Origin of the sequence: Amphritea opalescens (assembly GCF_003957515.1) — a bacterium.
GTDB classification, from domain to species: Bacteria; Pseudomonadota; Gammaproteobacteria; order Pseudomonadales; family Balneatricaceae; genus Amphritea; species Amphritea opalescens.
This window is the reverse complement of record NZ_RQXW01000007.1, coordinates 61,601-81,973: the sequence shown is the minus strand read 5'-3', so window position 1 is coordinate 81,973 and position 20,373 is coordinate 61,601. Positions and strand designations below refer to the sequence as shown.

General features: G+C 47.7%; 17 protein-coding genes and 2 tRNA genes. 8 read left to right on the top strand and 11 right to left on the bottom strand.

All coding sequences use genetic code 11. The features are described from left to right. The first annotated feature begins 141 nt into the window (after window positions 1-141). Together EH243_RS09410 and EH243_RS09405 are read left to right on the top strand one after the other, a co-directional pair. Window positions 142-900, top strand: a complete 759-nt coding sequence (locus tag EH243_RS09410; RefSeq protein ID WP_126158401.1) for a helix-turn-helix domain-containing protein — start codon at window positions 142-144, stop codon at window positions 898-900. 174 nt (window positions 901-1,074) lie between these two features. Then, window positions 1,075-2,064 carry a porin gene (locus EH243_RS09405; protein WP_126158400.1) on the top strand — a complete coding sequence of 330 codons (990 nt, stop codon included), beginning with the start codon at window positions 1,075-1,077 and terminating at the stop codon, window positions 2,062-2,064. Between the two features lie 172 nt (window positions 2,065-2,236). Here the strand turns inward: EH243_RS09405 and EH243_RS09400 are convergent, their stop codons facing one another. Continuing rightward, window positions 2,237-3,193 carry a LysR family transcriptional regulator gene (locus EH243_RS09400; protein WP_126158399.1) on the bottom strand — a complete coding sequence of 319 codons (957 nt, stop codon included), beginning with the start codon at window positions 3,191-3,193 and terminating at the stop codon, window positions 2,237-2,239. Window positions 3,194-3,311: 118 nt separating this feature from the next. Here EH243_RS09400 and EH243_RS09395 point away from each other — a divergent pair, with 118 nt between their 5' ends. After that, window positions 3,312-4,082, top strand: coding sequence for a class II aldolase/adducin family protein (locus EH243_RS09395; protein WP_126158398.1), 771 nt, complete (start codon window positions 3,312-3,314; stop codon window positions 4,080-4,082). An 18-nt stretch (window positions 4,083-4,100) separates the two neighbouring features. Beyond that, window positions 4,101-5,078: a 2-dehydropantoate 2-reductase gene (locus tag EH243_RS09390; protein WP_126158397.1), complete on the top strand. Its 978-nt coding sequence runs from the start codon at window positions 4,101-4,103 to the stop codon at window positions 5,076-5,078. A 312-nt stretch (window positions 5,079-5,390) separates the two neighbouring features. Here EH243_RS09390 and EH243_RS09385 read toward each other — a convergent pair whose 3' ends face one another. Further along, window positions 5,391-6,404 carry a TRAP transporter substrate-binding protein gene (locus EH243_RS09385; protein ID WP_126158396.1) on the bottom strand — a complete coding sequence of 338 codons (1,014 nt, stop codon included), beginning with the start codon at window positions 6,402-6,404 and terminating at the stop codon, window positions 5,391-5,393. A gap of 548 nt (window positions 6,405-6,952) precedes the next feature. After that, a complete protein-coding gene (hpaD, locus tag EH243_RS09380; RefSeq protein ID WP_126158395.1) occupies window positions 6,953-7,879 on the bottom strand; it encodes a 3,4-dihydroxyphenylacetate 2,3-dioxygenase in 927 nt (308 codons plus the stop codon). A gap of 430 nt (window positions 7,880-8,309) precedes the next feature. Here hpaD and EH243_RS09375 point away from each other — a divergent pair. Further along, window positions 8,310-8,386, top strand: a tRNA-Met gene (locus EH243_RS09375). A gap of 795 nt (window positions 8,387-9,181) precedes the next feature. Here the strand turns inward: EH243_RS09375 and EH243_RS09370 are convergent. Next, window positions 9,182-9,565 (bottom strand): hypothetical protein, encoded by a 384-nt coding sequence (locus tag EH243_RS09370; protein WP_126158394.1) that lies wholly within the window; start codon window positions 9,563-9,565, stop codon window positions 9,182-9,184. Between the two features lie 707 nt (window positions 9,566-10,272). On the opposite strand from EH243_RS09370, the gene EH243_RS09365 reads away from it, so the two are divergent. Further along, window positions 10,273-13,749 carry an indolepyruvate ferredoxin oxidoreductase family protein gene (locus EH243_RS09365; RefSeq protein ID WP_126158393.1) on the top strand — a complete coding sequence of 1,159 codons (3,477 nt, stop codon included), beginning with the start codon at window positions 10,273-10,275 and terminating at the stop codon, window positions 13,747-13,749. 305 nt (window positions 13,750-14,054) lie between these two features. Here the strand turns inward: EH243_RS09365 and EH243_RS09360 are convergent. Then, window positions 14,055-14,131, bottom strand: a tRNA-Met gene (locus EH243_RS09360). A 131-nt stretch (window positions 14,132-14,262) separates the two neighbouring features. Between EH243_RS09360 and EH243_RS09355 the strand changes: the two genes are divergently transcribed. Then, entirely contained in the window at window positions 14,263-14,877 is a 615-nt protein-coding gene (locus tag EH243_RS09355; protein WP_126158392.1) for a DsbA family protein, read from the top strand. Between the two features lie 78 nt (window positions 14,878-14,955). Here EH243_RS09355 and EH243_RS18775 read toward each other — a convergent pair whose 3' ends face one another. Then, window positions 14,956-15,369 (bottom strand): cold-shock protein, encoded by a 414-nt coding sequence (locus EH243_RS18775; protein WP_277600708.1) that lies wholly within the window; start codon window positions 15,367-15,369, stop codon window positions 14,956-14,958. 197 nt (window positions 15,370-15,566) lie between these two features. On the opposite strand from EH243_RS18775, the gene EH243_RS09345 reads away from it, so the two are divergent. Beyond that, window positions 15,567-15,779 carry a SlyX family protein gene (locus EH243_RS09345; protein WP_241235036.1) on the top strand — a complete coding sequence of 71 codons (213 nt, stop codon included), beginning with the start codon at window positions 15,567-15,569 and terminating at the stop codon, window positions 15,777-15,779. Window positions 15,780-15,806: 27 nt separating this feature from the next. Here EH243_RS09345 and EH243_RS09340 read toward each other — a convergent pair whose 3' ends face one another. The 5 genes from EH243_RS09340 to mpl all read right to left on the bottom strand — a co-directional run bounded on the left by EH243_RS09340 (window position 15,807) and on the right by mpl (window position 20,368). Beyond that, window positions 15,807-16,619 (bottom strand): class I SAM-dependent methyltransferase, encoded by an 813-nt coding sequence (locus EH243_RS09340; RefSeq protein WP_241235035.1) that lies wholly within the window; start codon window positions 16,617-16,619, stop codon window positions 15,807-15,809. Between the two features lie 41 nt (window positions 16,620-16,660). After that, window positions 16,661-17,464, bottom strand: coding sequence for an undecaprenyl-diphosphate phosphatase (locus EH243_RS09335; protein WP_126158391.1), 804 nt, complete (start codon window positions 17,462-17,464; stop codon window positions 16,661-16,663). A gap of 99 nt (window positions 17,465-17,563) precedes the next feature. Beyond that, window positions 17,564-18,265: a tRNA (adenosine(37)-N6)-threonylcarbamoyltransferase complex dimerization subunit type 1 TsaB gene (gene tsaB, locus EH243_RS09330; protein ID WP_126158390.1), complete on the bottom strand. Its 702-nt coding sequence runs from the start codon at window positions 18,263-18,265 to the stop codon at window positions 17,564-17,566. Window positions 18,266-18,342: 77 nt separating this feature from the next. Continuing rightward, on the bottom strand, window positions 18,343-18,981 hold the full coding sequence (locus tag EH243_RS09325) for a flavin prenyltransferase UbiX (RefSeq protein WP_126158545.1): 639 nt from the start codon (window positions 18,979-18,981) through the stop codon (window positions 18,343-18,345). Next, window positions 18,962-20,368, bottom strand: coding sequence for a UDP-N-acetylmuramate:L-alanyl-gamma-D-glutamyl-meso-diaminopimelate ligase (gene mpl / locus EH243_RS09320; RefSeq protein WP_126158389.1), 1,407 nt, complete (start codon window positions 20,366-20,368; stop codon window positions 18,962-18,964). Before mpl ends, EH243_RS09325 begins: the two co-directional genes overlap by 20 nt. Between the last annotated feature and the right edge of the window lie 5 nt (window positions 20,369-20,373).

Genomic DNA, 20,373 nt, shown 5'->3' with positions numbered 1-20,373 from the left:
AATTCACCTATTTTCATCCTGGCGATATTTTCTGACCTTTCGATCTTAATTATATAAAGATCAAAGGTCAGCTTTTTTGCCAACATCAGCAATTCCTTCGATCTATCCTTAATATAGCCACTCAATAAACCTAGGCATAATATGAGTAAATCTATTGATGCATTAGCACGAGGCATGTTAGTTCTTGAAGAGATCATTCGCCATAGCCCAGTATCATTAGCAGAATTACATCGCATCACGGATATCAGTAAAGCGACTCTGCTAAGAATACTTAAAACACTCATTGAAGCAGGCTGGATCATCCGTTCCGACGAGATGGGCGGATACCTATTTGCGAATAATCTCAGCAGCCCAATCACTAACCTGGATCTAGCTGCTACGTTTCACAGTGTAGCCGCACCAGCCATCCAACAACTCAGTCAAGAATCAGCCACCCTCACAGGGCTGTGGGCGCCTCAAAACAATAAAGTATCAGTCATTAGTTCATCACCTGTTCTGTACGACACCCTAGCCAATGACTGTTCACAGACTACCCTGACATCAGCCATAGGATTAGCTTACCTATCTTTTTCATCCGAGGCTGAACGCACTAGCGCACTTCATAAAATTAAAGCACAAGAAGGGCGAGAATCTCGCTTAATAAAACAGGAGTCACCCTGGTTACAAAAAACGATCATCGCTATCAAAAACCAAGGATATGCCTACCATAATCCCCGGATGACCAATCGCTTATGTGGATCACATCTAGAAATAATAGCTTTTCCTATAACGAGAAAAAATAATAGCATTAACATCTTATCGCTCTCACGAGAACAGAAAAACCAACCGCCTCTTAATATTGACACAGATATCATGGAAAAAATAAAAAACACCATTATTAAGATAGAAAAAACAATCTAAAACTCAAAACACTGCAATTTAACAGCATCAAGAAATCGTCACCTCCACACCTCCACCTGAAAATTATATACAAATAACGTTTCACTCAGTGAAATATAATAAGACACAGCTAATTAAAATACTTAACATATTAAGTCTAATAAAAATATCGAATACAGATGGAGTATTATAATAATGAAACACCCCATTAGAACTTTAACAACATTATCTCTTGCCATTGCATTTTCAAATATAGCTCATGCCACGGAATCTGAATTTCCAATGCCAAAGTTCACTATGTTTTCAAGCTTAGGTGCTGTATCCATTGAAGATAAAGATTTTGACCCAGAAGCTTTTGAACTTGAACTAGGTCTTAAGGGTTTGGTTAAAATCGATAACTTTAAAATGGTTTATATCCTTAATGCCGATGTATCAGATGCTATCAATAGCAAAGATACTGGCGGTAACGATGGCGAAGCGGATATCCATATAATAGACGCCAAAGTCGTACTTCCAACCCAATACGGCACCTTTGCCATCGCACCTCGCACAGCCAGTGGGCAACTGCGTGACCTGTATAGTAATATCAATATTTTCGAGTATAACGAAACCCATTCTGGCAGTGCTGCGCCAACGGGCATGTCAATGTTTAATCAGGCACCTGAAGCTCAAGACGTTCTCGCCTATATCACTCCTGCATTCAACAACATCAAAGTAACGGTAGCCTCTATCTCTATCCCTGAAGATAACGGTGTCGACTCAGATGTGATCGCCTTACGTGCACTCTACGATGATAAGAAGCTCAATATCGGCTTTGGTGTAGCACAAGCCGATCAAGCGCTAGGGGGCACAGCAACAAAAGACTATAAACGCTATGCCATAACGGCCGGTTATAAATTTGACCACCTGAATATTGGCGCTACCTATGAAATAAATAAAGATACATTTGGCTCAGCGGGTGACTTCGATAGTTACGGCATCACCGGACGCTACTATCTCGATAATAATTGGTCGATGGCTGCAGGCTACTACAACAAAGATTCAGATATCGATGCCAACGATAATAATGGTGTAGTTATACAGCTGAAGAAAGAACTGAGTCAACATGTCGCTGCCTGGCTCGAAGCGGCTGACTATGATGTCACTCCAGATAACGTCGCAGCAGGTATCAATATCAAATTCTAATCGAGTCAAACGTTAACACTCATCCATAAGAGAAGCCCCCCTTCACTTCTTGCGTGGATGAGTATGACTACGTCTATCGATTCATGATTATTACCTTGAATAAAACATTCAACATAGAGCGACGCCTAAAATATACCTTTCACCATCATTGTATACACACGTAATGAGCAAGCTAATCGCTATGAGCGATAAACTCCCCTCGCCAATGTCCAGCTTGCTGCTCTTGCTGCACGACCTCATAAATCAATGGAATAATGGCCCGCATTAAAGAGGTGCGCGGTCGATTCGCTGCTCGAGTGATGTAAACATCGCGCTTCATACAAGGCTCAACAATCTCAAGCGCATGCACCTGACCGGTTTCCTCTAAATGATAAAAAGAGGACGATGGGCTCAACAGCATGCCATAACCATCGGATACATAACGCAGGGTCGTCATCAACTGACCGAAGCCGGGCTTGTGGCGTACGTTAATACCCTGCTGTTGCTCATACTGTCGCAGTATATAACCCAGTGAATCTTGTCGACCGGTGACAATGACTTCATGTTTAGCTAATTCGGCAAAAGGAATACTTTCTCGCTGGCGCAAAGGTTTCTGTGAACTCACTTGCGGAGTATCTCCCATCGCTAAATAGAGGTTCTCTCTGAACAGGTGTTCCTGCGTCAACTGCTTCATATCACTACCGTCCGGTGATGAGATAGCAAGATCAATCTCTCCGCTCAGTAGCTGCGCCGATAAGCTATAGGATAGGCCGGCAAACAGATCCAATTCTATCTTCGGATAGCGCTGCTCGACCAATTTCAATAGCGGCACCGACACCACGTTACCTATCGGTTGCGTCATCCCTAATACCAAGCGCCCTGCTGGCTCTTGTTCCGACTGCCTGATATCCAGTTTGGCCTGATCAACCTGACGCATAATCGATTCTGCATGCGCCTTAAATAGCTGACCACTTTCCGTCAATCGGACGCCCCGATAATCGCGATCAAACAACGAGGTGCCCAGTTCATGCTCAAGGTTCTCTAACTGCAAACTGATACTTGGCTGAGCAATATCAAGCTCTCGCGCTGCGGCAGCGATACTGCATAATTCAGCGGTTTTAAGAAAATAAAGGAGTTGTTTGCTATTCATCAACACAGCATATAAGAAAAATATTGAGCAGACCAATATTTATTATGCTTTTTATTGCGCTAATTTTGATTAATATATTCATCAAAATCCGCACTATCATCAATCCTGAGGAAAACGCATGTCTTTATCTAATCGCTATTACGAACGCCCATCAAGATTCAGCGAAGCCGAATGGAATGCCCGTATTGATTTAGCGGCGATGTACCGCATTTTTGCCTATATGAAATGGGATGAAGCGATCTATAACCACATCTCTTTACGCGTTCCAGGCGAGGAGAATCATTTCCTCATCAACCCATTTGGTCTGCACTATAGCGAAGTAACAGCATCTAACTTAGTTAAAGTCGATATAGATGGCACCATCGTTGATCATTCCGACTGGCCGATCAACCCTGCAGGCTTTACATTTCATAGCCAGATACATGATAAAGTTGAAAACGGCCACTGTGTTATGCACGTTCACACAACCTCAACGCTAGCCGTTTGTTGTTTAGAAGAAGGTTTGTCATACAGCAATTTTTATTCGGCACAGCTATATAACAAAGTGGCTTACCACGAGTTTGAAGGCATCACGGTGCACCCCGATGAAGGTGAGCGCATCTTGGCTAGCGCAGGTGATAAACCGGTATTAATGCTACGCAACCATGGCCCCGTTATCATCGGTGCCAACCTAGCTCAGGCATTCGCACTCATGTGGTTAGTCAACCGTGCCTGTGAAGTACAATGTGCCTCTATGGCGATGGGCAAGGTGCGAGAAATTCCCGAAGCCATCGTTAAGAAATGTACCGCCGATTCGCTCAACTTCAACCCTAAATACGGTGCGGGTGCTGATGTGTTCGCCGCTATGAAACGACTCGTTGAAAAACAAGACCCATCATACAAACGTTAATTGACTATAGGCTTCTTTATGAAGGTATGTGTATACGGTGCAGGCGCAATCGGTGGATTGATTGCAGCCCGCCTCAGCGCCGCTGATGCAACAGTTTCGGTCATTGCCAGAGGGCAAACACTGTTGGCTTTACAGCAAAACGGAGTCGGCCTTACCGAGGAGGGTGAAACCCGTTTTTACCCTGTCTCAGCGGTATCCCACGCTAATGAACTCGATGTTCAAGATCTGATCATCATTGCCGTCAAACAACCCGCTGTCAGCGCTATCATCAAGAATATAGAACCCTTGATCGGTGAACAAACCCGCGTTCTGCTGGCCATGAATGGCGTGCCTTGGTGGTTTTTTGATGGCTTACCAAAGGTAACCTCTGACCCCATACTCACAACAGTTGATCCTCAAGGTGACCTACGAGATCACCTCCCTAGTCATCAGGTGATCGGCTGTGTTGTTCACTTAGCTGCCGCCTCGACCTCTCCCGGTGTGATTAAGCTCAGCACTGGCAATCACCTCATTATTGGTGAACCGAGTGGCGAGCCTTCAGCGCCAACGCTGCAGATAGGAGAGCTCCTTAAAAAAAGCGGTTTTAGTGTCGATATATCCGCCACTATTCAGCGAAACATTTGGTTCAAGCTACTCGGTAATATGACCATCAATCCGATTTCGGCACTCACCCGTGCAACCGCTGATCGCATACTCGATGATCCACTGCTCAATCAGTTCTGCTGCAAAGCGATGACCGAAGCATTGGCCATCGGTCACGAGATTGGCTGTCCTATCGATCAAACACCCGAGGAAAGAAACGCACAAACCCAAACACTGGGTGCCTTTAAAACCTCCATGCTGCAAGACGTCGAAGCAGGTAAGCCCCTCGAATATGTAGCACTCGTTGGTGTGGTATATGAAATAGCCGAAAAGCTAGGAAAAGAGGTGCCTTATACTGCCGCGCTCTATGGCTTAATTAGGCAGCTGGACAAAAGCCTGCAAGCCAATCAATAAACAATAGATCAGCCCATTACCTCCACCTTAAAGAGCAAGCAGCCTCAATATAAGCCATCTCGCTTATATTGAGGTCGTATGAATCATGCTAAGCCATCAGTTAGCGCTACCCCTCACAGCCTAAGCTTTAAGAGCCAAGCCACAGGTAATCACTGCCTCCCCTCTCAACATATAAAATAGATAACTCGACAAAAACTAGCCGTTGTCAGTGAATGCTCCCACCCGCCCAACAGAAAAAGGGCTTGTAGCCAGTCCCATAACAGGAACTAACTCACAAGCCCTTCCAAAGACAATCAATGTCTTTATATCATCTTACTTAGCCAGTGAACGGAACATATCCAGTGCAGCCTGACCGTCAACATTTTTCGCATCCGCCTGCTCAATCCACTCAGCAGACATACTCGCAGTTGCCGCTTTAAATTCAGTCACCATTGGGTCGGAATCAGTTAACTTATTAATAACGATACCGTTTGCCTTCGCTTCTGCATACCCATCCGCATCCGCGTCTCCCCACGCTTTACCCGCTAAGCGGGAAAGCTTTTCACCGGAAACACTCATCAGCGCTTGCTGATCTTTTTCACTCAGCGCATCAAAAGAATCGGGATTCATGAAGATACTAAAGGTCGTGGTATACATCCCATCTGGAAACGCCGTTAAGTATTTTGAAACTTCCGCTACACGCAGATATTTCAAATCTAACACCGGCAGAAACACACCTTCGACGACACCTTGTTGCATCATTTCATATATTTTTGGCGCGGGTGCTCCAACGGGAGTGACACCTAAAATTTGACCCATTTCATTGACGACACCGCCTCCGATACGGATTTTTTTGTCCTTGATGTCTGCCAGTGAATTAACAGGAAAAGTGGTATGCAGCTGACCTGGCCCATGTACAAACAAGCCCAGCAGTTTCAGTCCATCATACTCATTAGCTTTATTAAAATATTTTTCCTGAACATCCCATAACGCAACAGAGGCTTTCTCAGCATTTGGGCTTTCCCCTGGGAGTTCGGCAAGCTTACCTAGCGAAAAACGCCCTGGTACATACCCATTAACGGTAAAGCTCGCATCAATCACCTGATCTTCAACCAGATCAAACATCGATTTAGGGTGCCCTAAACCATACTCCAGCTCAACTTTGACACGTCCCTCGGTTGCTTCTTCAACCCACTTAGCCCAAGTTGGCCAAACCACCGCATTCTGTGGTGCCGTCGGAGGTAACCAAGTGCCTACTTTAAGCGTCGTCACGGCCGATGCATTAAAAGACATCAGCATGCCCGCACAAACACTCGCTGTTGCTAGTAATGTTGTTATTTTTTTCATTTTTCAGCTTCCTGATAAGTTACAAATTAAGCTAAATCCCCAATAACAACGTTCATATTAGACGTCATCATGGAATTGATTTTTTACAAATGGAGACGCTGCCATGGCTAATGAGTAACCATCGCTCTTTTCTTTAAACCTCAGCATCGCTTGTATGGCGACGAATGCGCCACAGTTTATGAATTATTAACAGACTAAACAAGACGTACTAGTTAATATATTAACAAAGAAACGATACATAAGAACACAAGCTAATGTAGGCCCCTCAATACTTTTCTTATAGGTAACTACCATATTGCCCCGCCCTTCATCAGCCTCTATCAATCGCTCAATGAGGTAGGGTCATGCTGAAAAAACATCCTAGGGGAGAGAATCTTACAATTGATTAAACTGATCCCGCCTTTTAACCGATGCTATCGGTACCGCGATTCGCAAATTTAATCGCGTCGAGATAACACCGATCAAGAATAATCTATAAGCCATAAAAAAGGCTCGCAATGCGAACCTTTTAAATTATCGATAGCAGAGATGACCTGCTAATCTGTCTGTTACAACCGGCTCGCCCCCGGTTCAAAGCTTGACGTTACCGATGCCTGAGGGCCGGGAACCGCTGAACCATCCTGCTCCGTCACTGGGAATACACAGTTAATCTGCCCAGTACCCGAGCTACCAAAATACGGTGTCAGAACTTCGGCTTTGCCTTCGTAATCAGACCAGCCCAACGCCCCCAACATCATCGCAGTATCATGCATAAAACCTTCACCGTGTCCCTTAGCTGCATACTCAGGCAGCATTGCACAGAAGGTTTCCCAATCGCCCTGTTGCCACATATCAACGACTTTATGGTCGAGGGTTTCTAAGAAGGGACTCCACACTTTATTCGAAAATTGCGGTGCTTGACCATTCTGAGCAAAGCGATGTGAAAGTGAACCACTAGCAAAAATAGCCACCGTACCATCATAATGTTTTTCAATCGCTTCACGCATTGCCCAACCGAGACGCGCCGAGTCATTCAAGTAGTGAACGGTACACAGCGCTGACACTGAAATCACTTTAAAGTGACGGTCTTTGTTCATATAGCGCATAGGCACTAACGTGCCATACTCCGGTGCCAAGGTGGTAGCATCATGTGCAAGGGTTTCGACGCCTTGCAGGTTGCACTCCTGCGCCAAGATTTTACCTAACTCAGGATTACCATCGTACTCATACTCCATGTTAGAGATAAAGTGCGGCAGTTCACCACTGGTATAATTACCTTTAAAGTGAGGCCCACAGTTGATGTGGTAATTAGCATTCACCAGCCAGTGTGTATCGAATACGACAATGGTATCAACCCCTAGCTCTCGACAGCGCTTACCGATTTCGATATGACCATCAATCGCCGATTGACGAGTGCCTTTCTGCGGACCATCCAGTTCAGACAGATACATACTTGGAACATGTGTAATCTTAGCTACGAGCGCTAGCTTGCCCATCTCACTATCCTCTTATTTTATTGCTGCAGGCGATTCCTGAACCCATCAAACCACTATCGATTCGACCTACCAGTATAGGCTGCTTTCATATGAGTGCTTCCAAAGGCCATGGGTGGCAAGTGAAAGTCGAGCTCAAGTATAATTAATATATTAACTAATATTGCTACACTATCACAAGCATAAATCGCTCTATCGTCTATTTTTCATCCATCGAGTGACGGTAATGAGCCTTGGTAAGCATGGCGGCGAGGTATCACGGTGACGCCAAATAAATTCGCCTCACGGATCGCCAATCAACAATAGCGATAAAATGGACCTATCCAGTGCTTAGCATTTCAATCAGATAATGAATTTTTTACATTATTGAGGATATTTATCAAAAAACATTTGCCAAGGTGGTAGGTCGTCTGTAATATACGCCCCACGTTGATGCGGGGTGGAGCAGCCTGGTAGCTCGTCGGGCTCATAACCCGAAGGTCGTCAGTTCAAATCTGGCCCCCGCTACCAACGTAATAATTAAGGGTGTGTCGAAAGACATGCCTTTTTTTGTGCCTGAAATAAGTTAAAAAGCGTCGGGCTCGGCTCTCCACAAGCCCTCGGGAAGGTCGTCAGTTCACAAGTTGTGCTTAGAGCGCAACTTGCATCAAGGTGCACAGCACCGCAGCCCGAAGGGGCATAACAGTCTACAGGCTGTTATGAATAAATCTGGCCCCCGCTACCAACGTAATAATTAAAGGTGTGTCGAAAGACATGCCTTTTTTTGTGCCTGATATAAAGTATATCCGAAGATACTTTGTTGTAAGAAAAGCGTCGGGCTCGACTCTCCATAAGCCCTCGGGAAGGTCGTCAGTGCAAATATGCCCTCGCTACCAACGTAATAATTAAGGGAGTGTCGAAAGACATGCCTTTTTTTGTGTCTAAAATAAGCTAAAAAGCGTCGGGCTCGACTCTCCATAAACGCTCAGGAAGGTCGCCAGTTCACAAGTTGTGCTTAGAGCGCAACTTGCATCAAGGTGCGCAGCACCGCAGCCCGAAGGGGCATAACAGCCTACAGGCTGTTATGAATAAATCAGGCCCCGCTACCAACGTAATAATTAAAGGTGTGTCGAAATACATGCCTTTTTTTGTGTCTGAAATAAGCTAAAAAGCGTCTGACTCGGCTCTTTAAAAAAGTTCAGGAAGATCGCTAGCGGTGCTTAGAGTGCACATGCATTGAGGCGCGCAACACCCAACCTGAAGAAGCATAACAACCTTCAAGCTGTTATGAATACCTCTCCCTCGTTACACAACAAAAAACCTTACTCAGCCGGGAATAGGAGATGCGACAACCACGCTAGCAGGCTTATTATCATCTTCTTCATCGGTATCAACAGCACCCGCACCCGCGCCAAAGCTCCAAGTACCAGCACCAAGATTGTAGCCCGCACTCAGGTCACCATAGATATTGTCACCTAAGTAACCAACACCAACATTCGGACGCCAAGCACCGGAGTTGACAACATAATCGAGCCCGAGAGAACCGACCGCTTTGTCTTCCTCATCATCGGTAAAGATTTTAACGCCAACCGCAACGCCTTCTCCGAAAACGTAAGTAATACCAGCGCCAAAACCCGCATCAGCCTGCGCAACAGGCACAGCTAAAGAAGCCGCAACAATCGCAGCAACAGACAGTTTTTTAATAAACATATTCATTCCTTGTGTACGTTAATTGTACTTATATAGTACTCCCGCTGTTCATTAAATATACAGCTATTTTTGGGCCCACTGCTCGCACTTGCTCAGCCCTCAACACTATTCTCAAGCGAAAATACGCTATAAAAATGAATATCCTCTAAAATCAAAAAAACTTCAGTACAAAATTCTAAGTGCTAAAAATGGTGATCATCAGCGATATCCGTTGAATTTCAACGAAAGCCGGGAATTATCTCGAATACACCTCAACAGGATAATTCCCTGCATCTATCGCTTTTTACAACTTTAATTTTACATATCAGCCATGTCACAGGTCATTTCCTTGATTGACTTGCCCCGCAACCCGGATTAATGTTTAGCTCAAGTGCGCCTCAGAAGGGTGACACTAGAGCCTAAAATACCAACCGGCTTATCCCCGGTAAAATAAAAACAATATATAGACCTAGCTGCGATCCAGCGAAGGCTAAAGGTAATCATCATGAATAACCGCCTCTCTTTTCGGCGCACCCTGCTGTGCCAATCTGCATTACCTTTTGCGATAACCTACTCCAACGCACCTTTCGCTGCGCGAAAAACGATTAGCCATCATCGACATAGCTTGCCGTCTAGCATCTGATCCATCGTAGATCTGTTGACCTATTTTCTGATTCGTTCTGTAACGAAACACAGATTTGTGCCGTTCAGAACTTGGAGCCATCCGCATGACAAATTCTGTTTCTTTACAAGATAAGTGGGATAAACAATCGGGCCGAGTTTACATCACCGGCAGCCAAGCGTTAGCCCGGCTGCCGATGTTGCAAGCCGCGCGCGATAAAAAAGCCGGCCACAACACCGCGGGGTTTATTTCTGGTTATCGGGGATCGCCATTAGGCAACTTTGACAAAACACTGTGGCAGATACGCGATCACTTAGAAGCCGCTAATATCGTCTTTCAACCGGGGGTAAATGAAGACCTCGGTGCAACCGCTGTCTGGGGATCACAACAGGTTAACGTCTTTGAAGGCGCTCGTTACGATGGCGTGTTCGGCCTCTGGTATGGCAAAGGCCCCGGTGTCGATCGTACTGGCGATGTGCTGAAACATGCCAATGCCTTTGGGACTTCTCAATACGGCGGTGTACTGGCGATTGCCGGCGATGATCATGCTTGCAAGTCATCAACCCTACCCCACCAAAGCGATTACGCTTTTATGGATGCGATGATCCCCGTGCTCTATCCCGCTGGCATTCAGGAGATGCTGGATTACGGCCTATACGGCTGGGCGATGTCCCGTTATAGCGGCTGTTGGGTGGGTTTAAAAGCGCTGGCAGAAGTGATGGATTCAGCGATCTCAGCGAATCTCGACCATGACCGCTTAGCCATCAATACTCCTGATGATTTCGAGCTACCCGCCGACGGTCTTAACGCCCGCTGGCCAGACAAACCTATGCAGCAGGAAGAGCGACTACATCGCTATAAAATTCGTGCCGCGCAAGCATTTTGCCGCCATAACCGATTAGACAAAATCGTTATTGATACCCCGCAGCCTCGTTTTGGCATTGTCACCACCGGCAAATCCTATCTGGATGTCTTACAAGCATTGGAAGATCTGGGTATCAGCCATCAACAAGCCGCCGATCTTGGCATTCGCCTGTATAAAGTGGCGATGCCATGGCCGCTAGAACCTGAAGGTATCTATGAATTTGCCGACGGTTTAGATGAAATTCTGGTCATCGAAGAGAAGCGCGGTCTTATCGAAGACCAGCTCAAAGAACATCTCTATAGCTGGCAAGATCGTGCTCAAACGACCCGCCCGACCATTGTTGGCAAAAAGGATACGCTCGGTAATGAGCTACTGACCAGCCTCAGCGAACTCACCCCCGCGATGATTGCGCGTGCTATTGCCGCCCGTATCGCACCGTTTTATAACAGTGAACAAGTAACCCAGCGGCTCGCCTTCCTGACAGAGAAAGAATATGAGCTGTCACAGCCTAGAGCACTATTAGAGCGTACGCCTCACTTTTGCTCTGGCTGTCCGCACAACACCTCAACCGTAGTGCCCGAAGGCAGTCGCGCGCTAGGCGGAATCGGTTGTCATTATATGGCCACCTGGATGGATCGCGGCACCGATACATTTACCCAAATGGGCGGCGAAGGGGCAACCTGGATAGGTCAAGCGCCCTTTACCGACAACAATCATGTATTCCAAAACCTCGGCGATGGCACCTATTTCCATTCGGGCCTATTAGCGATCAGAGCCGCAATCGCCTCTAAAGCGAACATCACCTATAAAGTGCTATACAACGATGCCGTCGCCATGACCGGCGGTCAACCGATCGACGGCCAGCTAACCGTGCAGCAGATTACCCACCAGCTTTATGGCGAAGGGGTACACCGCATCGCCGTTGTCAGTGATGAGCCGGATAAATACCCTAGCCGCTCAGCCTTTGCTCAAGGCGTTACCTTTCATCATAGGGATGACTTGCAACAGGTTCAGCTAGAACTACGTGACATTCCCGGCTGTACCGCTATGGTCTACGATCAGACCTGTGCCGCGGAAAAACGTCGTCGACGTAAACGTGGAGAGTTAACCGATCCGCAAAAACGAGTCGTTATTAATCAGGATGTCTGCGAAGGCTGTGGCGATTGCGGCGTGCAATCTAACTGCCTATCATTACTGCCCAAAGAAACCAGCCGTGGTCGCAAGCGGGCAATCGATCAATCCGCCTGTAATAAAGACTTCAGTTGTGTGCGTGGTTTTTGCCCGAGCTTTGTTACCGTCAAAGGCGGCAAGCTGCGCAAACCTGAACCTTTAGGCAAGCTCAGCAGCTTCCCTGAACTGCCCACGCCACAGCTTCCTCAATGCTCTACGCCCTACAATATCCTACTCACCGGCGTCGGCGGCACCGGCGTTGTCACCGTGAGCGCCCTACTCGGAATGGCAGCACATATCGAAGGTAAAGGTGCTGGGGTATTGGATCAGATCGGTCTAGCCCAGAAGTTTGGCGCCGTCATGAGTCACATCCGCATTGCCGATACGCAGGAGCAGATCCATACCGTGCGCATCCCTGCGGGCGAGGCAGACTTACTCATCGGCTTTGATTTGATGGTCGGCGCGAGTGAAGAGGCACTGGGTAAACTCGATCGCGCACGCAGCCAAGTGGTCATCAACACCCATGAAACCATGCCCGCCGCCTTTACCCGTGATCCGGATGTGCAGGTGCCCAATGCGGCGATGGAACAGGTTATTCGCAATACTGCTAAGCCACAGAGCAGTTTCTGCCTCGACGCCACCACCCTCGCCACCAATCTACTCGGCGATGGTATGGCGGTTAACCTTTTCTGTATCGGTTATGCTTGGCAGCAAGGCTTGATTCCGCTGAAGCTGGCATCTATCGAACAGGCTATCGAACTGAACGGTGTTGCCGCCGATGCCAATAAACAAGCACTGTTATGGGGACGTCGCGCTGCCCATAACCTGCAACAGGTTGAGCAGATCGCCACGCCCGCAACCAATATCGAGCCGGTCAAGATGATGCCTGGACTCGAGGAACTCATCAGTCGGGAAACCGAGCATCTGCAACAGTATCAGAATGCGGCACTGGCAAAACGTTACGAAGCACTGACTAGGCAGGTGAGTGATGCCGAAAAAGCCTTAGGAAAAGGTCACTCACTGAGTCTCGCTGTCGCTGAAAACTACGCCAAAGTGCTGGCCTATAAAGATGAATATGAAGTGGCGCGCTTACTCACTTCAGCCGATTTCAGGCAGCAGCTAGAAAGCCAGTTTGAAGGCGACTTCAAACTCGAATTCAATCTGGCACCACCGCTGATATCGCGTATTAATAGCGCTACTGGCCGGCCGAAAAAACGCACCTTCAGTGAAAAAATTCTACCGCTGTTCCGCCTGCTGGCCCGCGCGAAAACCCTGCGTGGCACACCACTGGATATCTTTAGTTACAGCGCCGACCGCCGTCTCGAACGACGCTTGATCCGTGAATATGAACAGGATGTCAGCGTCATCCTAAACAATCTTAGTGCTGACAACCTTCAAGATGCGATTGAACTAGCCCGACTACCGGCGCTGATTCGAGGCTACGGACCGGTTAAAGATACGGCTTATGAACAAGCGCAACAAAAACGTCAACGACTGTTAGCGCGAATTCACTCACTGGACAGCTCTCCGTCTCAGGTCGCCGTGTAAAAAACGACCTCTCGAAGACCAAATAGGCATTGATAGTCTTTAGGCTAAAAAGGTATACAGCTATAGATCATCTCAATTCTCCTGCCGATAGCGGGAAGGCATTTATTCATAACAGCCTGTAGGCTGTTATGCCCCTTCGGGCTGCGGTACTGCGCACCTTGATGCAAGTTGCGCTCTAAGCACAACTTATGAACTGATGACCTTCCCGAGGATTTATAGAGAGTCGAGCCCGACGCTTTCCCAACGATAGGACAAATTCTGGGCGAAAAAAAAGCCAATCTTTCGATTAGCCTAATTTTCCGTTGTGGTAGCGGGGGCCAGATTTGAACTGACGACCTTCGGGTTATGAGCCCGACGAGCTACCAGGCTGCTCCACCCCGCATCAACGTGGGCGTATAATACTGACACACTGGTGCTTATGCAATGAAAATAAACAATATTTTCAATTAATTACTTCGCTTTATCTGATATAACTAAAAGCCCACAAAAAGAAGCCCTCTCAACGGAGCGATTATGACGCTGATTTACGTAATGGACCCCATGTGCAGCTGGTGTTATGCCTTTCAACCTCAGCTGAAAGAAGTAATGAACCGCTTACGTCCAGGCATCAACATGGTTTGCTATATGGGAGGCCTAGCGCCGGATAGCGATCAACCCATGCCGAAAGAGATGCAACAGGCGATCGCACAAACCTGGCACAGCATCGAACAACGCACAGGGGCTCAGTTTAACTATGAGTTCTGGGATAAGTGCCAACCCCGAAGATCTACCTACCCCGCCTGCCGAGCGGTCATCAGCGCCGAGCAGCTTACCACCGGTAGCGGAATGAAGATGACCGAAGCCATTCAGCAGGCCTATTATCAACAAGCCAAAAACCCCTCCGATTTACCGGTACTGGCTGACTTAGCAGAAACGATTGGTTTAGATCGCGAACAATTCATCCAACAGATGGCTAGTGAAAAAACCGCTCAAACACTGTTTGAGGATCTAAGTTTCTGCCAACAAAGTGGCATTCAAGGATTTCCCTTTCTCGGCGTGCAAACCGACAATGGATTCGACGTTATCAGTACCGGCTACTGTGACCAGAAGTCATTATTGCAACGCTGCACCGATCTTAATTTAATCTAATTGAGATATCGGCTGCCCAGTTTTTTACAGGCATAAAAAAACGGGAGCCAAGGCTCCCGTTTTTAATCACAGATAGGCTTAGGTACGTGCAACAGAAACATCTTCTGCCTGCAAACCTTTATCACTCTCTTTCACGATAAACCGCACACTCTGACCTTCGGTCAGTGAGCGATGGCCACGGCCACGAATGTTGCGAAAATGAACAAAGACATCATCCCCATTTTCACGGGTAATAAAGCCAAACCCTTTAGACACATTAAACCACTTGACGGTACCTAACTCGCGATCGTCATTTTCATCTATTTCCTCTTCACTGTCAGCGCTCAGGCCCAGACCTGAAATAACACAGCTAACCAGCACAACCGCAAATACAACGACAATATCAAAAATCGGCAACGCGCCTTCACCTGGCAACGCCCCTAGAACAAACAGGATAATTGCAGTGGCAAGTGCGCTGACAACTACACTACGTATAAGTTGATTAACACTCATATAGATCTCTTATAATTAATTAAAGTTATTAAATATCAACAGGATTCAAGATAAATAGAACCCAGACCATTCTATATACATAGTTTTATGCTTTTTTTCAATAGCTTAGCCACCTAAACACTGATACAACACCAGAATAAGGTATAATTACGACTAATTAGTTACCGCAGCACATATCATAACGAGGAAATGAAAAATTGATCAAGCAACAACAGTTACTCGAAGATCTGGAATCACGAGTCGCTTTTCAAGAAGACGCGCTCGATAAAATGAGTGAAGAGATGGCCAATCAAGGTGCTGAAATTGCCCGTTTAACCCAAATTATTAAAGTGCTCCACCAGCAGGTTAAACAATTTACGCCAGACCAGATCAGTGCGCCGGAAGATGACGTTCCACCACCCCATTATTGAGCAGTACCGAGTCGCATCCCACGGCCGTTATGACAGACTTTTCAGCGTATAAATGTCGTAACGGCTAGATTTACCACTCAATTGATAACTCGGCGCCTGCCCCTCGATCGCAGGTGCCTTACGGGGGCGTTTAACCACTACCCGATATTCCGCGATAGTCAGTGCGCGCTCAAGCAAGGCGGCAGAATCCTGATCATCCCCTACGATATCTCGAAATACCCGCATCTCTTTTTTGACCAAGGCTGATTTATCGGTATGAGGAAACATCGGGTCGACATAGATAACCTGAGGCCGACAAGCGACGGTTTGCGAGTCATTCAGCCACTCAATACTATCGGCATTCACCAGTTGCATCCGGGCAGCGATATCCGCCACTTCAGGATCTCGCTGAGCCTGTTGCAGACCACTCTCTAACAGAGCATGAATAATCGGTGAACGTTCGACCATCTGAACTTCACAGCCCAAGGTCGCCAACACAAAGCTATCCCGCCCCAGCCCTGCCGTCACGTCCATAACCTGTGGCCGAATACCACCTTTAATGCCCACCGCTTTGGCAATCATCTGCCCTTTGCCACCACCAAATTTACGTCGATGCGCAACAGCACCCGAGACAAAATCTGCCAGCACCGGCCCCGGCGCTTTGCGTCCTGTTTGCTGTAAACGTCGGCTACCGGCTTCACAAATCAACAACTGAGCAAACTGCTCATCGCGCAGATCATATTGGTCCAACAGGGGCAGCCCTAACCGTACTGCCAATAGCTGAGCATCTTCCCGCCCCGCTTCATCAACATAACAGACAGCAACATCGGTAGGGGTAGTAGATATAGATTGCTGAGTCAAAACGACACCTTAACTTCTGAGATCAGTTTCTGACACGGGGATCAGGCAAGAAAATAGATACCGAGCAAAATAAAGCCCAGCAGCAGTCGATAAATCACGAAGGGCAACATACCGATCTTATCCAACCATTGTAAAAATAGGTGAATACAAGCATAAGCGCTAATTGCCGCCAGTACAGTACCACCGAGTACCATGGTCAACTGATCGGGCGTTCCCGTTTGCGCTAGCTCCAACCCTTTTAACAGGCCTGCTCCCAAAATCACAGGAATCGACAACAAAAAGGAAAAGCGGGCGGCTGACTGACGATTTAGCCCTAACATAAGCCCCGCGGTAATCGTAATACCGGAACGGGAAGTCCCCGGAATCAAGGCCACCGCCTGAGCCAGGCCAATGATCACCGCATCTCTGAGAGTAATTTTCTCCAATGGCCGCACCTCAGTCCGATTCGCATCCGCCCACCAAAGCAACGCACCAAATATCAGCGTCGTTCCAGCAATGATTAAGATACTCCGGCCATAATGATCGATCGCAGAATTAAACATAAAACCAGCAATAACCGCCGGTAAGGTTGCCCAGATGACATACCACGCCAAGCGAGAATCGATACTTTTACCACGCCCCGCCAAACTGCCGACCCAAGCGACGATCATGCGACCAATATCTTGGCGAAAATAGATCATCACCGCCGCCAAAGAACCGATATGCACACCCACATCAAATGCCAAGCCCTGGTCCGTCCAGCCAAACAGTTGCGAAGGCAAAATCAAATGCGCCGAACTGGAGATGGGAAGAAACTCCGTCAATCCCTGCAGCACTGCCAAAAAGGCCACCTGAAACCAATCCATGATAAAAACATCCTCTGATACTACAGTGAATTTAAATACTTACTGATGACATTCCAATGACAACCGATAATCAACTAAGATCGATTTTTTACACCCGCCTCACTGGCCTTTCTTTTTTTGCTCGCTGATTTTTTTCCACGAAATAGTATCTCGCAGATAGACCGGCTGTGCTAACTCGGCCGAGATTCCTTCGCCACGATCAAATGCCTCCAGCGCTAATTCACACATAACGCCTGCTGATGGATAGATATCCAATACCGGGGTGCCCACCGCCTGCTGTACTTCGGCCGACATATTATCGAGATAGACCCAACCTTTACCCGCCGCAAACCAACGTTCACCATCAGGCAAGATAATACTTCCAGGAGCACTCACGGTTTCATTAACTAACGCCACCGGCAATCCATCACGCATCTGATACGCACAGCTATACAGCTCATTCATCCGCGCATCCAGCGTACTGATAATTCGATCGACGTTATATTCCCGCGCGGCATTCAGTGCAATCGCCGCTAATGTTGATACGGGTATCACCGGCAGTTCAGCCGCAAACGCCAACCCCTGCGCAGCGCCGGTGGCTATACGGATACCGGCAAACGAACCCGGCCCTCGACCAAAAGCAATAGCATCCAACTGCGTCACTTTCAGCCCTGCGGCCGTCAACATTTCATCAACCATCGGTAATAACTGGCGAGTGTGCTGACGGGGGATTATTCGAAAATCTTCCTGAATTTCGCCATCAATAGACAGCGCGACAGAACAGGCATCTGTGGATGTATCCAGGGCAAGAATTTTAGCCATCTCAATTATCCGGTATATCAAAGTAAACAGATTGACAAAAGGTCAGTCTGAAAAGCGCTGCATTTTAAGCGCTATGCTCAGGAAAGGCTATCCTCACCCCAACGCGGCATCAGCTGCTGCTCGATCTGTAGCTGATTAAGAATCCGCGCCACGACAAAATCAATCATATCGTCGATCGTCCGTGGACGATTATAAAAACCAGGGCTCGCCGGAATCACTACACAGCCCATACGAGTCAGTTTTAGCATATGTTCGAGGTGAATCTCTGAGTAAGGCGCTTCACGGGGCACAAGTATTAACTGACGGCGCTCTTTCAAGGCGACATCCGCCGCCCGCTCAATCAGATTATTACTAGCACCGGTGGCAATGGCCGACAGAGACCCCGTTGAACAGGGGCAAACCACCATCTTACTCGGCGCACCGGAACCCGACGCAACCGGTGCCATCCATTGCTCTCGACCAAACACACGCACCTGCCCTGGTGCTGCTGAAAACCGTTGCGTCAACCAAGCTTCCTGCTCTTTTGCCGAGCCAGGCAGCGCTTCATCGGTCTCGGTTGCAATCACGACTTGCGCCGCTTTCGAGATCATCACCAACACCTGACAACGGGCGGCAACTAAACACTCCAATAAGCGCAAGCCATATTGAACGCCTGATGCCCCGGTAATCGCCAGGGTTACTCTCTCTTGATAGACTTTAACCACATTCAACTCCATCAGTTTGATACCGCTTTTGCAAAGCATTGAGCAGACGCAGATGAATGCCATCAAAGCCGCCATTACTCATGATAACAATATGGCTACCCGGTTTTGCTTCAGCCACTAACTGACGGATAGTTTCTGCGGTATCTCTAGCCAATACCGCGGGATTCTCACAACTATCGACCACATCCTGCAACGACCACTCTAATCCTGCCGGCTGATACCAATAAACCTTATCGGCAAGACGGGCGGAAGATGCCAGTTTCTGGCGATGAATCCCCATACGCATGGTATTGGAACGCGGCTCAATCACGGCGATCACCGGCGCATCGCCCACCTGAGCACGAATCCCTTGCAACGTGGTCTCAATGGCGGTGGGATGATGGGCAAAATCATCATAAACCCGAATACCTGCCACCTCACCTATCAGCTCCATCCGCCGCTTCACGCCGCCGAATTGACAGAGCCCTTCAATCCCATGCGCTATCTGCACCCCAACATGATGAGCGGCCACTAAGGCCATCAAACCATTATTGACCGAATGTAAACCCGTCATCTGCCAGCGAACCGTGCCGACGACCTGACCTCGATGCAACACTTCAAACTCAGAGCCATCATCTTTTAAAAGACGTGCCTGCCATTCAGCACAGGAATTCAACTGGCTATCATTACCCACCGACGTTTTCACCAAGGGCGTCCAACATCCTTGCTCGATCACCTGATCCAATGCCGGCACATCCACTGGCATGATAATCTGTCCATTCGCGGGCACAATTCTCACCACATGATGAAACTGCCGCTGAATAGCCGCTAGATCATCAAAGATATCCCCATGATCAAATTCAAGGTTATTCAGAACCAGAGTACGCGGATGATAATGGACAAATTTTGAACGCTTATCAAAAAAGGCGGTGTCATATTCATCCGCCTCGATGACAAAAAAGGGGCTCTCACCCACCCGCGCAGAACGATCAAAGTTTTTGGGCACACCTCCAATCAGAAAACCCGGTGCCATATCGGCAAATTCCAACAACCAAGCCAACATCGTGGCGGTGGTGGTTTTACCATGGGTTCCGGCAACTGCCAGCACCCATTTATCCCGTAATAAATTATCCGATAACCACTGAGGGCCTGAGGTATAGGGCAGCCCTTTATCTAACATCGCTTCCACACAGGGGTTTCCCCGAGTCATCGCGTTACCAACGATAATCATATCCGGCGCAGGGTCGAGTTGCGCGGGGTCATAGCCTTCAATCAGCTGGATACCCTGCTGTTCCAACTGGGTACTCATCGGTGGGTAGACGTTCGCATCCGAACCACTGACACGGTGCCCTAACTCCTTCGCCAGCACCGCCAGACTGCCCATAAAGGTGCCACAAATTCCCAATATATGAACATGCACGATTA

What these genes read in the sequence shown, in the direction of transcription:
- EH243_RS09385 (WP_126158396.1), bottom strand. Translation starts at nt 6,404, where the DNA reads ATGAAAAAAATAACAACATTACTAGCAACAGCGAGTGTTTGTGCGGGC.
- EH243_RS09390 (WP_126158397.1), top strand. Translation starts at nt 4,101, where the DNA reads ATGAAGGTATGTGTATACGGTGCAGGCGCAATCGGTGGATTGATTGCA.
- tsaB (WP_126158390.1), bottom strand. Translation starts at nt 18,265, where the DNA reads ATGGCTAAAATTCTTGCCCTGGATACATCCACAGATGCCTGTTCTGTC.
- EH243_RS18775 (WP_277600708.1), bottom strand. Translation starts at nt 15,369, where the DNA reads ATGAGTGTTAATCAACTTATACGTAGTGTAGTTGTCAGCGCACTTGCC.
- EH243_RS09365 (WP_126158393.1), top strand. Translation starts at nt 10,273, where the DNA reads ATGACAAATTCTGTTTCTTTACAAGATAAGTGGGATAAACAATCGGGC.
- EH243_RS09355 (WP_126158392.1), top strand. Translation starts at nt 14,263, where the DNA reads ATGACGCTGATTTACGTAATGGACCCCATGTGCAGCTGGTGTTATGCC.
- hpaD (WP_126158395.1), bottom strand. Translation starts at nt 7,879, where the DNA reads ATGGGCAAGCTAGCGCTCGTAGCTAAGATTACACATGTTCCAAGTATG.
- EH243_RS09410 (WP_126158401.1), top strand. Translation starts at nt 142, where the DNA reads ATGAGTAAATCTATTGATGCATTAGCACGAGGCATGTTAGTTCTTGAA.
- EH243_RS09405 (WP_126158400.1), top strand. Translation starts at nt 1,075, where the DNA reads ATGAAACACCCCATTAGAACTTTAACAACATTATCTCTTGCCATTGCA.
- EH243_RS09395 (WP_126158398.1), top strand. Translation starts at nt 3,312, where the DNA reads ATGTCTTTATCTAATCGCTATTACGAACGCCCATCAAGATTCAGCGAA.
- EH243_RS09400 (WP_126158399.1), bottom strand. Translation starts at nt 3,193, where the DNA reads ATGAATAGCAAACAACTCCTTTATTTTCTTAAAACCGCTGAATTATGC.
- EH243_RS09325 (WP_126158545.1), bottom strand. Translation starts at nt 18,981, where the DNA reads ATGGAGTTGAATGTGGTTAAAGTCTATCAAGAGAGAGTAACCCTGGCG.
- EH243_RS09335 (WP_126158391.1), bottom strand. Translation starts at nt 17,464, where the DNA reads ATGGATTGGTTTCAGGTGGCCTTTTTGGCAGTGCTGCAGGGATTGACG.
- EH243_RS09370 (WP_126158394.1), bottom strand. Translation starts at nt 9,565, where the DNA reads ATGTTTATTAAAAAACTGTCTGTTGCTGCGATTGTTGCGGCTTCTTTA.